This is a genomic window from Brumimicrobium sp. (assembly GCA_023957385.1).
Lineage (GTDB): Bacteria > Bacteroidota > Bacteroidia > Flavobacteriales_D > Crocinitomicaceae > Brumimicrobium.
In genome coordinates this window covers 105422-119631 of sequence record JAMLGZ010000001.1, presented here as the reverse complement: position 1 = coordinate 119631, position 14210 = coordinate 105422, and the positions used below count along the sequence as shown (strand labels likewise).

Genomic DNA, 14210 nt, shown 5'->3' with positions numbered 1-14210 from the left:
TTTCCTTCAGCAGGATCTTGATTTTGGAAACCAGAACCAGCATAGATATTAGTTTCTACGAAGGATTTTTCAGAAGATTTTGTAATTATGTTAACAACACCTGTAATCGCATTAATACCATATATACGAGAAGCGGCACCACGAATTATTTCAATTCTATCGATAGCCTCCAGGGGTATCGGTAGGTTTAACATATTATGAGCTGTTTGTGAATTAATTAATTTAATTCCATTTAATAAAATGAGCGTTTCTTCAAATGTACCTCCGTCTAGACTAATATCAGCCTGTGTTCCAAAAGGTCCTCGCTGGCGAATATCTACCCCTCCAACAAATGCTAAAAGCTCATTAATTGTTTGTACGGGTAGTTGCTTGATTTGCTCACTAGTTAGAATCTGTATATCATTAGTTGCTTCTTTTATAGGAGTAGTAATACGATTTCCATGAATAGTAATTTCTTCTAATTGTGTAGTATCTTGAGGTTCTTGTGCATTGGTAATAAAGGCTAAGAAGACTATTGTAATTGAGAATAATATATGTTTTTTCATAGAAACTAAATTTTAATTACCGCAAAGATGGTTTGTTTTAAATCAACTTAGGTGGTCCGGTAATTATATTTACGATAGTCCGGTAATATTAACATATATTTTTGGACTTTTCTCCAATCAATAAAAGAAAATATAGGGTTGAGGATGATCTTGAAATAGATGTGATTATCTGTAGTCTTCCTCTTTTTCTTCTACAGAAACAGGTGTTTGAACATACAAATCAGCAGGAATTCGTCCGATGGAAACGAATCGTTTTTTAAAATAAGTGTTTTCATTAAATTTTTCAACGATTACTCCTCTGCTAGAACTACTGTGAAGCATGGTAATTGTATCGTTTTCAACACAAACAATCATAGAGACGTGTCCAATTCTATCACCTTTTCTTCCTTTAAAAAACATTAAATCTCCTTCTTTAGCTTCTTCAGTTGGAATAATCTGAACATATTGTGCCATATCCCGAGATGTTCTTGGAAGTTGAACGTTAAACTCTCCATGAATCTGATACAATAATCCAGAACAATCTAAGATTTGGCCATTTTTTAACGGATATCTGTATGGCTTACCTAAGTATGTCATTCCTGCATTAAGAATATCATCTATTTTAAATTGATAGTTTTCCTCTCTTATTTGTTCCTCTTTTAATTCTTCAAGTGAACAATCCAGTTGGTTCGTATCATTGTCTATAGCTTGAATAGGAGCTAGTAATTCAAAGGGATTTATAGTATCAGCATTACTAGGTAGTGAATACATTAATGGATTTTCTTTGTCATCAATTTGATAACTAGGTAACTGAGATTGGCTATAACTAATTCCAACTATAAGAGTCATCCATACGATGCTCAAGCAAGTGCTTAAAAAAAGGCTATGAATTCTGTTTAAATTCAATAGTTATTAGTTTTAAAGGTACAAATATACAGCTGTATGAGCTAGCTAATATTTAAGAAATGTTAAATTATTATTATCACATTGTTAAAATAGGTGTGTTACAGAGACTATGTTGTCAGGCCGAGTGATTTTTCTTCGAAAAATTGTATCGAGGACTGACTACAAACAAAATTTATTTAAATATACTTCAGCAATTATTAACTTAGCATCAAATTTTAGAGAATACATGTTTGTTCCTTTCAACGAATTTATACGAATAGATCGCCGAAAATCGGAAGCCATTTTTCTTCAAATAGCGTATCAATTTATTCAAGCTGTTCAAAGGGGGTTAATAGTTGTTGATACGAAACTTCCAGGAACACGTGTAATTAGTCAGGAACTTAAAGTCCATCGGAAAACGGTTGTTGCGGCTTTTCAAGAATTGCAAGCTCAAGGTTGGGTAGAAATTATTCCAAATGTGGGGATTTTCACAAAAAATCCACAAGTTTTAAGTAAAAATCATCTAAAATCATCCAAAAATGATAAAAAACCCACAAAAACGATAGATTTTAGGTTAGATTCATCCTATACATTATCTTCTCCTTTTGAAAAAACTGATTGCCGTTTACAATTTGATGATGGACATACTGATATTCGACTTTTTAATACAAAAGAACTGTATCGTTTTTATAACAACTTGAATTCAACTAATAAATGCAACTTTTTGAGGGCATAAATTAATTTTTTTCAAACGAAAGGACAAAAAAATGTCCCTTCGCTCGAAACGGATAAATTTCCTTTACTTTGTGTCCTCGACCAAAAGTTGCAAAATATGAGTCATTTAACCTTAGAACAAAGATACACAATTGATGTAATGAAACGCAATGGATATAAACAAAAAGATATTGCTCTAGCTATCGGCAAAGATAAATCCGTTGTTAGTAAAGAGTTGAAACGAAATAAAGACAGGCGTTCTGGTGAATATCGTTATGATTTAGCTCAACGAAAATATGAAAAAAGACAAAAGGAGAAACCAAAGAAAATTCGGTTTACTCCCGAGATTAGACAGAATGTAGAAACATTACTTAAGAAAGATTATAGCCCTGAACAAATTGTTGGAACTCTAAAAAAACAAAATGAAGACACCGTTTCTGTCGAGCGCATATACCAACATATATGGGCTGATAAGAAGCGAAAAGGCAAACTTTACGCCCACCTTAGAAATCAAGGTCGAAGATACAGAAAACGAGGAAATACTAAAGACAATAGAGGTATTATTAAAAACAGGGTTGGGATAGAAAAGCGACCTAAAATTGTTGAGGAGAGAGGTAGATTTGGAGATTTAGAAATAGACCTAATCATTGGTAAAAATCATAATCAAGCAATTCTTACCATTTGCGATAGAGCTTCGGGAATGCTGAAAATGAGAAAAGTAAAGTCTAAACAGGCAGAAGTAGTTGCAAATGCTTTGGTAGGAGAATTGGAAGATTGGAAACCTTATCTGAAAACCATAACAGCCGATAATGGAAAGGAGTTTGCTTATCATGAGTTTGTTGCTGAAGAGTTAAATATTGATTACTTTTTTGCTCGTCCATATCATTCGTGGGAACGTGGTTCTAATGAAAACTTAAATGGATTAATAAGACAATATTTTAAGAAATCAACAGATTTTACAGTCATTACAATGGAGCAAATCAAACAGATTGAAAAGAAATTAAATTCAAGACCAAGAAAGCGTTTTCATTTTGAAAATCCTATATTTGTAATGAATAAGTTATTGTTTAACCAAAAGTTGCGTTTGTGACTTGAATCTAGCCAATGCTTTCCAACGAAAATCTATTCTTCAACAACTAGGTGATTATTCACGTCATGGAAATACCTTTTTTAAAGAACAATTATCCTATTATCTAAACTTAACACAGGGATTTCATATTGGAAAAGATCAATTAGTTACAGGAAAATCGAAAGAATTATTGATTTATATTCTTTCACAAGTGCTCATTAAGACAGGAGATGTAATATTAACAGGGTCTTTTGGTTATTTTGGAGCAAATATGATATTCCAACAAGCAGGAGCGCAGATTAAACCAATACCAGTGGACGATGAAGGTATAGATGTGGATTACATTCAAAAGCATTTTTCAAAGAATCAAATTCGATGTATTTACCTAAATCCACTGTGCCAGTATCCAACCACAGTTAAAATGTCATCCAAACGAAGAAGTGAATTGTTAAATCTAGCAGACACGTATGAATTTTTAATTATTGAAGACGATGCTGATGCTGAGCTTTATTTTGAATCAACTGTTGATTATCCTATGGCAACTACTCAAAATAGAGTCATTTATTTAGGAAGTTTTGCACCGTATTTTCCTCCAGCTTTTCAAGTGAAATTTTTGCTTGCTTCTCAAGTGCTTATAGATGAGGTTGTGAAATATTTAGGAATATTATATCCACAGGGTGATATAATATTGGAGCAAGCTTTAGCTGAAATAATTAAAGAAGGTGATATACATCGTTATGCTCGTAAAGCCAATAAAATTTACAAAAAACGTTTGGAGCGTTTCGATGAATTGTTACGCTTCAATTTTGGAAAAGAAATAAGGTATAAAAAACCAGTTGGAGGTTTGTCCTATTGGGTTGAATTTAATCAAGCGATTTCGCTTCATCAACTTGGAAAAGCATGTCAGAAGGATGATTTATTTATTCCACGAATTTGCATGTATCAAAATGCAGAAACTACAGCATTAAAATTAGGTTTTGGTCGCTTAAATGAGCAAGAAATGGCTGAAAGTTTGGCGATTCTACACGACAATTGGAGGAAATTAGTTAGCTCTTAGATGGATATAGATTTAGATCATTTATATTTCAGGATTGTTTTCGTTTTTTCTGATCTTTCGTAGCTCAAAAGGTATTTTAACACCGTCCAGAAAGGATATTTTAGAACCATCTACTTGTGTCCATTCACCAAGCGGAAATTCATGGAGGTACTTAAAGATAGCCTCTCCCCATATTTTTTTGAGGCGAAGAATAATTTCTACATCAAACAACCAGCGTGATACAAATGGTTTCTGACAAACTTTGGCCGCAGTGATACTTTCAAATACTTTTGCTCCACATTGTGTATCGTAAAATGGAATTTTAATTGTCCAGCTGATGAGCGTAGCAAAAAAGCGTCCCACAATATGTCGAAAAGGTGATCTGTCAATTCTTGTTCCTCCGATTTTTAATCGTGAACCAAACACTGCTTTTTTATGTGTTTGAATTAAAAAGGAGGTGAGACTTACAAACTCCGATAAAGGTGTAGATAAATCAGCATCGAGGAAGCCAATTTGAGCGTACTGTCCGGTTTCATATGCCAACATCATCCCTGTTCTAACAGCCTCTCCTTTTCCTCCATTTTTTTCTATCCGATAGACTGTAATTTTATCTTCATTTTTAGATTTTAAATCTTTCAATAGAGAAAGGGTGGAGTCGGTGCTACCATCATCAATAAAATAGAGGGAGAAACCCTTATATTCTGATAGAAAATCTAGGAAATTAGAGCTTTTTAAACGATGAGCTTCGTTATAACATGGTATTATGATTGCTGTATCCGACATATTCCAAAACACGATAACCCGGGAAGACGAATGCCTGTTTTCCGCAGTGCTTTCCCTATTACGAAGTCTAAATATAATATTTTTTTAACCATACTGTCCATCCATCCTTTTGAGGTGTAGGCTCCGATTCCCTTTTCATTATCTATCTCTCCTTCTTTCTGCAACCATTTTTGCACTTTTCGTATTAAGAACAAGCTAAAAAAGAAATAGCCAGTAGTTTCCACGGCATATCCTGCTTTTCCTATCCGCTCTGCTAATAATTTAGTGTCATATCTACGAAAATGATTTAAATAAACATCATGGTTGCTAAAAAGTGATTGATATGCAGGAACTGTAATCACAATTTTGGTGTGTTCATTGATTATTCCTGAATGACGAAGTTTATTTAGAAACTCAATTTCATCTTCGATGTGTTCGATAACATCTAAAAGCAAAACGATATCGACTGTGTTTTCGACAATTTTTGAAACATCATTTAACGATGAAAATAGTTGAATACGTTGTTTATCCACTCGTTTTTCAATATATTGGATATACTCCTCGGTAAACGCCGTATCTACACAACTAAATGTGGTTTGAGTAAATGTGTTAGACAATGATTCAGCAACAAACACATCGCCACACCCTAAGTCGAGAATTCGTGCATTAGGTTGTTTAGAAATCAATGGTTGCAGAAAAGAAACTACTACTTTTAGTCGTGCCAATTCCCACGGATGGCGGTCGTATTCCCCTGTTTTAAATGTAGCTGTTTCGCAAATATCCATTTGTAATTCACAATTTCGTTACAAGTATACAATGAAAAGAGTGGTTTTATCATTATTTTTTTAAAAAAATGCAGTTATAGAATCTTTTGAGAATATATATCGTGTTGTTCAAATTATAGATGAAGAAACTGTGTTACATCAAAATAGTTTTTCAGTATCCTAACCTTTATTGTAAGCAGTAATAACTATAGAAATCTCTTTATATAGTTAGATTATTTCAGGTTAAATTGACTCAATTCCCTGCATGGTGCTTAACTTGTGGTAAACTCCCTTTTTAGCAAAAAGTTCTTCATGTGTGCCACGCTCCACAATTTCTCCTTTACTAAGTACTAAAATTAAATCTGCATTTTTAATGGTACTGAGTCTATGAGCAATTACCAGCGAAGTACGGTTTTTCATTAAGTTATTCAAGGCATCTTGTACTACTTTTTCACTTTCTGTATCAAGTGCAGAAGTAGCTTCATCAAAAATCATAATAGGTGGATTTTTTAAAATAGCACGAGCTATTGAAATTCGCTGTTTTTGTCCTCCGGATAGTTTATTTCCTCTTTCTCCAATATTTGTATTATATCCATTTTCTAGATTGGATATAAAATCATGTGCATTCGCAATTTGAGCAGCTCGTATTACTTCTTCTTCGGTTGCATTTTTTACTCCAAATGCGATATTATTGAAAACAGTATCGTTAAATAAAATGGATTCTTGGTTTACTACGCCAATTTGTTGTCTTAAATCATAGAGTTTAAATTCTCGAATATCTATTCCATCGTATAAGATTTGTCCTTCAACTACATCATAGAAACGAGGAACTAAATCAGCAATAGTAGATTTTCCACTTCCCGACTCTCCCACTAAAGCAATAGTTTTTCCTTTTTCTACTATAAAATTTAAGTTCTTAAGTACATTTTCTTGCTGATAAGCAAAAGAGACATTTTTAAATTCAATGTTATGTGCTAATGATTTAATTTCTTTCGGATTTTCAGGATCCGTAATTTTTTCTTCAATGGCTATGATTTCTTCAATGCGCTCTTGGCTAGCTTTAGCTTTACTCATAAAAGCTGCATTTTTGGCAATGCTTTGTACAGGAACAAGCAGTTGTGAAAACACAATAATAAATCCAATAAATTCACGCCCAGTAAACCCTTCATCTGCATTTCCATTGAGAATCATGGTTCCTCCATACCAGACAATAATTACTAATACAATTGCACCTAAAAACTCGTTGAGTGGAGAAGATAAATCACGTTTACGAAAGGTGCGTGTAACCAATTTTTGATGATGGAGGTTATTTATTTTAAAGTGATTAGTAACTCTTTCTTCCGCATTAAACGCTTTTATAATTCGTATTCCACCAATATATTCTTCCAGAATGGAAAATAAGACACCTAATTGTTTTTGTCCTTTGGATGCAGTTCTCTTTAAGCTTTTACCTATGCGAGAGATTATGAAAGAAGAAACAGGTAATAAAATGAATGAAAATAAGGTTAGCTGGGGACTCCAATAAATTAATACACTAATTGTAATAATTACGGATATAGGATCACGGAAGATTAATTCTAATACAGAAACAACGGCAATCTCAATTTCATCCACGTCACGGTTCATGCGTGACATTAAATCTCCTTTTTTTTCTTCAGTAAAAAAAGAAATAGGTAAACGTAGAATTTTGTCAAACATCTCATCTCTATAATCTCGAACAACAGCCATACGTAGTTGAGATTGATGGTAAATAGCTAAATAACGAAATAGATTTTTGAAAAAGAAAGCAATTACGACAGAAAAACACACAAAAAGTAAGGCTCTTTCTGGACTATCATGTGCCATAGAGCTCATGAAATAGTTATAGTATTCACTAATATAATGTACGTAATCTGAAAATTTACCTCCTTCTAAGATAGGTTTTGCTTGAACAATAATATCACCATCTGCTGGGAAAATAACTTGTAAAAAAGGCACAAACAATACCAAGGAAATTAGATTAAAAATCACAAAGAGTAAATTGAATATAATTGTGAGAATTACACGACTCTTATAGATAAAAGACTTTCTAAATATGGTAAGTATTTGCTTCATTTATCCACAAATATAAATTTAATTTTCGGGACACTGTGTTAGAGCTAAAAAATATTGGATTGAAACTATCGTACATTTATAATTATTAGACGCATCAATCTTTTATAAATGCACATAGATTATATTTACAATATTACACAGCTTATTTCCTTCCATTTGGCATGAAACACAACTTGTAAATCAACTTATTCATTATCTTTGTAGTATGGGATCAATTAGACAAAGCAAAATAGAAAAAGTCATTCAGGAAGAACTTGCTAAACTTTTTCAACGCAACGCCAAAGAATTCTGTTTGGGAGCGATGGTGACACCGACGGCAGTAAGAGTTACACCTGATTTAAGTTTAGCTAGAGTGTATGTAAGTATTTTTGCTGGACCCACACCTCAAGAAGTATTTGATGAAATCAATAAGCATAAGGCAAGAATTAAAGGAGATGTTGGGAGGGTAATTAAAAGCTTACACCATATTCCAGAATTGCGTTTTTTTATTGATGACTCATTAGATTATGCAGAAAAAATAGATGATCTTCTAAAAAATGGATAATCGTGAATGTTTCCCGATTCATAGCAAAACGATACTTCAAGGCTAAGAAAAAGCGGAATGTTATAAACCTGATTACAAAAATCAGCGTGGTAGGTATAGCCATCTCAACAGCTTCTCTCGTGATTTTGCTTTCTGTTTTCAATGGAATTGAACAGATGGTAGTTAAGCTGTATAGTGATTTTGACTCCTCACTAAATATTCGATCTACCCAATCTAAAACCTTTAATCAAAACTTCATTGACTTACAACAAATTAAATCCGTAAAAGGTGTTCAAAACGTTTCACGTGCGCTCGAAGAAGTGATTATATTAAAAAGGGGTGATAAGTGGGTACATGCACAAATGCTTGGTGTAGATACTACTTTTTTATCTATGTCTAAAATGAAAAGCCATTTAGTAGATGGGGAGCCTATTCTATATGAAGATAGCATTCCACGTGCCATTTTTGGTGCGGGTTTACTCGATAAACTAGGTGGTTATGTTCCTGTAAGTAAAACTATTCAAGAACAGATTGTTTTTAATGTTCCTTTGAGAGAAGGAAAACTCAGACCAGGAAAAAATCCACTTAATACACATCGCGTTAGTGTTTCGGCTCGTATGAACTACAATCGGGAAGTAAATATGGAAAAAGTACTTATCCCGTATGAATTAGCTAATCAACTTTTAGAATATGGAGATGATATTAGTGCTGTTTTTATCGAGACAAGTCCTAACGTAAATATATCAACTGTAAAAAAAGAAATTCAAAAAATAATAGGAGATAGTTTTGAAGTTAAAACCAATATGGAAAAAAATGAACTTATCTTTAAGACGAGCGAAACAGAACGTTTAATCATTTATTTCATCCTTATTTTTGTATTTATTTTAGCTTCTTTTAATTTGATTGCATCAATAACTATGTTATTTGTTGAGAAGAAAGAGGATATTCTAACTTTATATAGTATTGGGGCTGACCAACAGAGTATTTTTCGCATTTTCTTTTATGAAGGACTCATTATTGTAGGAAGAGGAGTAATGATAGGATTAGCATTGGGTTATATGGTTGTTTTTCTTCAGCTTTATTTTGGCTTTCTTCAAATGCCAAATGTACCTGGCGAGGTTTTTCCTATAGATGTTTCTTATAAAGATGCTATTGCAATTGTTGCATCCACTACTATTCTAGGTCTTATAATAAGTTACTTTCCTACGAAAATAATGGTTAAAAAACACCCTATTTTTAAGAGGTAATTATAACACAAAGGTCAGCATATATACTATTAACGCAGTAATAGCTGTATAGAAAAGACCAAAAATGGTAATTTTTCCAAAAAGTTTATGTGTTTTAGAGAAATCACCTGGCAATTTCCCCTTTTTTGCATGCATAAAAGAGGAAATTATAAAAATAAGAGTCCAAACAATATAAGTGAGTACAGCACCTATAATATGTGCTATTAAAATTATTTTAAAGAAAGTAGTATGATAATAAGTTCCGTTTTTAGCAATACTTCCCGAACCTCCTGCTAAACGAATTTGAATTTCTAAAACTACTAAAGCAGCCATGCATACTAAAAAAAGCATTTTTTGGATTATTATGTGTTTTTTATAGTTTCCTTTTTTAGCAAAAGAAACGGCATATACTGCTATAAAAGGAGAAACTAGAGTTAGTAAAAGAATAAGTGTTTGAATAAATAGTGCCATGTTTAGTAATTTAATTTTCAAATGTAGCAAAAAATAAAATTTACAAAGAGAGATACATCAATCACTTTGTTTTCTAATAATGATAAAAAATTAACAAAAATTACGAGACAAGTTTTTCTCAATTTATTGTACTTTTGAAATCAAAAATTAAATCAATGAATCTCATTTATCAGGGTAAAACCAAAAATGTCTATGCAACAGACAACCAAGACCAAGTTCTTTTAAAGTTTAAAGACGATGTAACAGGAACAGATGGAGTGTTTGATCCTGGTGCGAATACAGTAGGATTAACGATTGAGGGAGCAGGAAAGTCTGGACTGAAAATGACTACCTTCTTTTATCGTTTGATGAATGAGAAAGGAATCAACACACATTTTGTAGATTCGAATATTGAAGAGCAAACCATGCTAGCTAGAAAAGCTACTGTTTTTGGAAAAGGATTAGAAGTAATTTGTCGTTACAAAGCAGTTGGAAGCTTTTTTAGAAGATATGGAGATTATTGCAAAGAAGGTCAAATACTTGATCATTTTGTAGAGATTACTATTAAGGATGACCACCGTGGCGACCCAGTTATTTCAGATGATGCTTTGGCTATGTTAGGGGTTTTAACTCATGAAGAATATAAAGTATTAAAGCAAATGACCATTCAAATTTGTGATATTGTAAAAGAGGAGCTAGCAAAAAAGAACTTAGACTTATATGATATTAAATTAGAATTTGGTCGTGATTCCAAAGGTAACGTCATTCTCATTGATGAGATTTCTGGTGGCAACATGCGTGTATATCAAAATGGTGTTTATCTGGAGCCTTTAAAACTAGAAAAAGAATTTTTAGGATAGAAAATAATCTTATTTTAGTTGATAATTAGGTAATTGCTCTCAACTAATTATGTGCACAGTCACTTATTTTCCACTCAAGGGTGAAAGCTCTTTTATCGTAACTCATAACAGAGATGAGGCTTCCTTTCGTAAAGCATTAGCACCTCAATTATATGAAGAATTAGGTGCGCAATTGTATTATGCAAAAGATACCGTAGCAGGTGGAACTTGGATGGGAGTTAGCAGCAATAAGCAATTAGTTTGTTTGATGAATGGGGCTTTTTCACAACATAAACGAAAAGTTGTTTATCGCCTAAGTAGGGGAATTGTAGTGAAAGAACTTTTAGCTTCAGATGATATTCTGAGTGCTGCAGAAAATTATAATTTGGGGGGAATAGAACAATTTTATGCACTTCTTTTTACTTGGAAACATAAAGTAGAAATCTATGAATTGGTATGGGACGGAGAACACCGTTTTTTAACTAAGGTAGATGAAACTATCCCACATATTTGGTCTTCCGCTATGTTATATCCACCTCAACAACGCATAGAAAGAGAAAAAATGCTAGCAGAATTTATGAATCAATATGGGAAACAAGCGATACAATCAGAATTTATATTACAATTTCATCAGCAAAAAGAACACAAGAATGGAGAAGGAATTGTAATAGATAGAGGTTTTTTAAAGACAACTAGCATCTCACAATTTCATTATACACCAAAAAAACAGTCCTATTTCTATCATGATTTATCTCAATTAAATAGCAAGAATGAAGATATAATTTTTGATAATTAATTGACCAAAGACAAAAAAAATTAGATAAATGGTAAAAAAAATTAGATAAAATTTTTTTATTTCAATTTTATTCCTACATTTGTTGCGGTTAATGATTAATACATTACACTACTTTATTTAACTTAATACTATCTTTAAACTGCAAAGTTCCGCACATAACTTTGCAGTTTTTTTTTATTGTTTTCCTATTTCAGGATTCCAAGAATAAGTTTAATCATTATTAATAGAATAAAGGATTATTATATATATTTGGACTTGAATGTTTGGGCATGATTTATGCTCTTTATCAAAAATTCTAGAACTATAAATATGAATTCTAAAACTATAAATATGAAAAAGACACTTATACTTTTTACTTCCTTTATTCTTTGTATATGTGTATCTTCTTTTGCACAAGATGGATTAGGAGATTTGTTTGGAGGTTCGCTTCCTGAAACGCAACTGAAAGATTTAAATGGTAAAACTATTAATACGGCTAAATTAACTAACGATGGTAAGCCGATTATCATTTCATTTTGGGCAACTTGGTGTACACCGTGTAAAAATGAATTAAATACCATTCAAGAATTATACGAAGATTGGCAAGAAGAAACAGGCGTAAAATTAGTGGCTGTTTCTGTAGATGACCAACGTACTGCTAGTCGCGTTACTCCTTATGTAGATTCTAGAGGATGGGAATATGAAATATTGTTAGACCCAAACAGTGACTTCAAAAGAGCAATGGGTGTAAATAATATTCCACATACATTCTTGGTAAATGGAGAAGGTAAGATTGTTTATTCCCATAATAATTATGCTCCAGGAGATGAAAACAATTTGTACGAACATTTACTAAAAATATCCCAAGAAAAGAAATAAGGAAAAGATACTTATGAAAATTAACAAACTAGGTTTAGCTGTTTTCCTACTATTTTTGGGAAACAATATATGGTCACAAGGAACTGTTTCAGGGAATATTGAGACAATTTATCAATATTTGGTAACAGATACTAAAATTAAAGCAAACCAACCTCCCGAAAAATCCTTATTCAACTCTTATCTAAATGTAAACTATCGATTAAAAGGATTTAAAGTAGGAACACGAATTGAAGCTTACTTACCTCGTATCTTAGGTTATCCAGATAGATTTGAAGGAGTAGGAGTTGGATACTTATATGCAGGATATGAAAATGATTGGGTAGATATTACTGTAGGGAATTTCTATGAACAATTTGGGTCAGGATTGATTTTCAGATCTTATGAAGATAGAGCATTAGGGTTTGATAACGTTATGAATGGTGTGAGTATTAAACTTCGTCCATTTAAAGGTGTTTCTTTAAAAACAGTATATGGAAAACAACGTTATTCATTTTCTGGAGGGAAGAATCAATATGGTCCTGGTATCGTGAGAGGACTTGATTTAGAGTTGTCTTTTAATGATTGGTTTCCTACCTTATCCGAAAACTCAGTTCGCATAACAGCTGGTGGATCTTTTGTTTCTAAATTTCAAAAAGATAATAATTCCACACTTATTCTTCCACAAAATACGGGAGCTTATGGAGGTCGTTTGGAATTAGGATACAAGAAGTTTTATATCAATGGAGAATATATTATTAAAGAACAAGACCCTTCTGCTGATAACGGATATGCATATAATTATGGAAAGGGAATGTTAATTAATGCAGGATATTCTCAGAAAGGATTAGGAATTTTATTATCTGCAAAATCTATTGATAATATGAGTTTCAGAAGCGACCGTGATGCTCTTTTACAAGATGTTACTATTGGTTTTATACCACCGCTTACCAAAACACACACGTATAATTTAGTTGCTACATTGTATCCCTATGCCTCTCAACCCAATGGAGAAGTAGCCTTCCAAGCAGATATACTTTATACCATTAAAAAAGGAAGTAAATTAGGGGGCAAATATGGAACTGATTTGGCATTTAATTTTTCTACTGCTTATGCACCACGTCATACTAATGTTAACATGGCCGATGAAAAACGTGTTTTCTATAAATCTTCTTTATTTGATATGGATGGTAAATTACTTTATTGGAGAGATATCAATTTTGAATTTAAAAGAAAACTCAATAAGTCATGGACTATCAAAGGGAGTTATTATAATATCAATATGAATAACGATGTTATCCATATTGCCAGTGCAAAAGGAATTATTGAGTCACATATTGGAGTGCTAGATGTAGAGTATCGCATCAATAATAAGCATACCATACGAGTGGAAGCACAAGGATTATGGACGGTAAAAAATAAAGACAAAGGCTCTTGGGCAACTGGAATTATTGAATATACTATTTCTCCAGGTTGGTTCTTTAGTGCTATTCTTCAATCTAATTATGGAAACTCAATTAAAGCTGATAGAATAAATTACCCTATGGTGTTTGTCGGAAAAATTTGGGGAGCAACTCGTTTACAAGTGGGATATGGTCGTCAAAAAGAAGGTTTATTCTGTGTAGGAGGTATTTGTCGTTTTGTCCCTGCTTCTAATGGTTTAACCGTAACATTCACTCATACTTTTTAATAGA

14 protein-coding genes and 2 pseudogenes are annotated in these 14210 nt (G+C 32.5%); 9 read left to right on the top strand and 7 right to left on the bottom strand.

The window, feature by feature from the left end; genetic code table 11:
* Window positions 1-80 precede the first annotated feature (80 nt).
* From M9897_00490 to M9897_00480, 3 genes and pseudogenes are all read right to left on the bottom strand, one after another.
* Window positions 81-179 (bottom strand): annotated as a pseudogene (locus M9897_00490) (TonB-dependent receptor plug domain-containing protein).
* Window positions 156-545 (bottom strand): annotated as a pseudogene (locus tag M9897_00485) (TonB-dependent receptor plug domain-containing protein). Before M9897_00485 ends, M9897_00490 begins: the two co-directional pseudogenes overlap by 24 nt.
* A gap of 165 nt (window positions 546-710) precedes the next feature.
* Window positions 711-1373: a C40 family peptidase gene (locus M9897_00480; protein ID MCO5267357.1), complete on the bottom strand. Its 663-nt coding sequence runs from the start codon at window positions 1371-1373 to the stop codon at window positions 711-713.
* A gap of 283 nt (window positions 1374-1656) precedes the next feature.
* Between M9897_00480 and M9897_00475 the strand changes: the two genes are divergently transcribed.
* From M9897_00475 to M9897_00465, 3 genes are all read left to right on the top strand, one after another.
* Window positions 1657-2145 (top strand): GntR family transcriptional regulator, encoded by a 489-nt coding sequence (locus tag M9897_00475; GenBank protein ID MCO5267356.1) that lies wholly within the window; start codon window positions 1657-1659, stop codon window positions 2143-2145.
* A gap of 96 nt (window positions 2146-2241) precedes the next feature.
* A complete protein-coding gene (locus tag M9897_00470; GenBank protein MCO5267355.1) occupies window positions 2242-3213 on the top strand; it encodes an IS30 family transposase in 972 nt (323 codons plus the stop codon).
* 1 nt (window position 3214) lies between these two features.
* Window positions 3215-4249, top strand: coding sequence for a PLP-dependent aminotransferase family protein (locus M9897_00465; protein ID MCO5267354.1), 1035 nt, complete (start codon window positions 3215-3217; stop codon window positions 4247-4249).
* Between the two features lie 21 nt (window positions 4250-4270).
* Here the strand turns inward: M9897_00465 and M9897_00460 are convergent, their stop codons facing one another.
* From M9897_00460 to M9897_00450, 3 genes are all read right to left on the bottom strand, one after another.
* The gene (locus M9897_00460) at window positions 4271-5011 is read right to left on the bottom strand and encodes a glycosyltransferase (protein ID MCO5267353.1); all 741 of its coding nucleotides are present in this window, start codon (window positions 5009-5011) and stop codon (window positions 4271-4273) included.
* Entirely contained in the window at window positions 4990-5775 is a 786-nt protein-coding gene (locus M9897_00455; protein ID MCO5267352.1) for a class I SAM-dependent methyltransferase, read from the bottom strand. Before M9897_00455 ends, M9897_00460 begins: the two co-directional genes overlap by 22 nt.
* A gap of 222 nt (window positions 5776-5997) precedes the next feature.
* Entirely contained in the window at window positions 5998-7848 is a 1851-nt protein-coding gene (locus M9897_00450) for an ABC transporter ATP-binding protein/permease (protein MCO5267351.1), read from the bottom strand.
* A gap of 205 nt (window positions 7849-8053) precedes the next feature.
* Here M9897_00450 and rbfA point away from each other — a divergent pair, with 205 nt between their 5' ends.
* Both rbfA and M9897_00440 read left to right on the top strand, forming a co-directional pair.
* The gene (rbfA, locus tag M9897_00445; protein MCO5267350.1) at window positions 8054-8392 is read left to right on the top strand and encodes a 30S ribosome-binding factor RbfA; all 339 of its coding nucleotides are present in this window, start codon (window positions 8054-8056) and stop codon (window positions 8390-8392) included.
* 2 nt (window positions 8393-8394) lie between these two features.
* On the top strand, window positions 8395-9618 hold the full coding sequence (locus M9897_00440; GenBank protein ID MCO5267349.1) for an ABC transporter permease: 1224 nt from the start codon (window positions 8395-8397) through the stop codon (window positions 9616-9618).
* On the opposite strand, the gene M9897_00435 is transcribed toward M9897_00440, so the two are convergent.
* The gene (locus tag M9897_00435) at window positions 9619-10068 is read right to left on the bottom strand and encodes a DUF420 domain-containing protein (GenBank protein ID MCO5267348.1); all 450 of its coding nucleotides are present in this window, start codon (window positions 10066-10068) and stop codon (window positions 9619-9621) included.
* Between the two features lie 155 nt (window positions 10069-10223).
* Here M9897_00435 and M9897_00430 point away from each other — a divergent pair, with 155 nt between their 5' ends.
* From M9897_00430 to M9897_00415, 4 genes are all read left to right on the top strand, one after another.
* Window positions 10224-10907: a phosphoribosylaminoimidazolesuccinocarboxamide synthase gene (locus M9897_00430; protein ID MCO5267347.1), complete on the top strand. Its 684-nt coding sequence runs from the start codon at window positions 10224-10226 to the stop codon at window positions 10905-10907.
* 49 nt (window positions 10908-10956) lie between these two features.
* Window positions 10957-11682, top strand: coding sequence for an NRDE family protein (locus M9897_00425; protein ID MCO5267346.1), 726 nt, complete (start codon window positions 10957-10959; stop codon window positions 11680-11682).
* A gap of 330 nt (window positions 11683-12012) precedes the next feature.
* Window positions 12013-12540, top strand: coding sequence for a TlpA family protein disulfide reductase (locus tag M9897_00420; GenBank protein ID MCO5267345.1), 528 nt, complete (start codon window positions 12013-12015; stop codon window positions 12538-12540).
* Between the two features lie 13 nt (window positions 12541-12553).
* Window positions 12554-14206: a DUF6029 family protein gene (locus M9897_00415; GenBank protein ID MCO5267344.1), complete on the top strand. Its 1653-nt coding sequence runs from the start codon at window positions 12554-12556 to the stop codon at window positions 14204-14206.
* The last annotated feature ends 4 nt before the right edge of the window (window positions 14207-14210 follow it).

What these genes read in the sequence shown, in the direction of transcription:
- M9897_00430 (MCO5267347.1), top strand. Translation starts at nt 10,224, where the DNA reads ATGAATCTCATTTATCAGGGTAAAACCAAAAATGTCTATGCAACAGAC.
- M9897_00420 (MCO5267345.1), top strand. Translation starts at nt 12,013, where the DNA reads ATGAAAAAGACACTTATACTTTTTACTTCCTTTATTCTTTGTATATGT.
- M9897_00425 (MCO5267346.1), top strand. Translation starts at nt 10,957, where the DNA reads ATGTGCACAGTCACTTATTTTCCACTCAAGGGTGAAAGCTCTTTTATC.
- M9897_00470 (MCO5267355.1), top strand. Translation starts at nt 2,242, where the DNA reads ATGAGTCATTTAACCTTAGAACAAAGATACACAATTGATGTAATGAAA.
- M9897_00475 (MCO5267356.1), top strand. Translation starts at nt 1,657, where the DNA reads ATGTTTGTTCCTTTCAACGAATTTATACGAATAGATCGCCGAAAATCG.
- M9897_00415 (MCO5267344.1), top strand. Translation starts at nt 12,554, where the DNA reads ATGAAAATTAACAAACTAGGTTTAGCTGTTTTCCTACTATTTTTGGGA.
- M9897_00450 (MCO5267351.1), bottom strand. Translation starts at nt 7,848, where the DNA reads ATGAAGCAAATACTTACCATATTTAGAAAGTCTTTTATCTATAAGAGT.
- M9897_00460 (MCO5267353.1), bottom strand. Translation starts at nt 5,011, where the DNA reads ATGTCGGATACAGCAATCATAATACCATGTTATAACGAAGCTCATCGT.
- rbfA (MCO5267350.1), top strand. Translation starts at nt 8,054, where the DNA reads ATGGGATCAATTAGACAAAGCAAAATAGAAAAAGTCATTCAGGAAGAA.
- M9897_00480 (MCO5267357.1), bottom strand. Translation starts at nt 1,373, where the DNA reads ATGACTCTTATAGTTGGAATTAGTTATAGCCAATCTCAGTTACCTAGT.
- M9897_00455 (MCO5267352.1), bottom strand. Translation starts at nt 5,775, where the DNA reads ATGGATATTTGCGAAACAGCTACATTTAAAACAGGGGAATACGACCGC.
- M9897_00435 (MCO5267348.1), bottom strand. Translation starts at nt 10,068, where the DNA reads ATGGCACTATTTATTCAAACACTTATTCTTTTACTAACTCTAGTTTCT.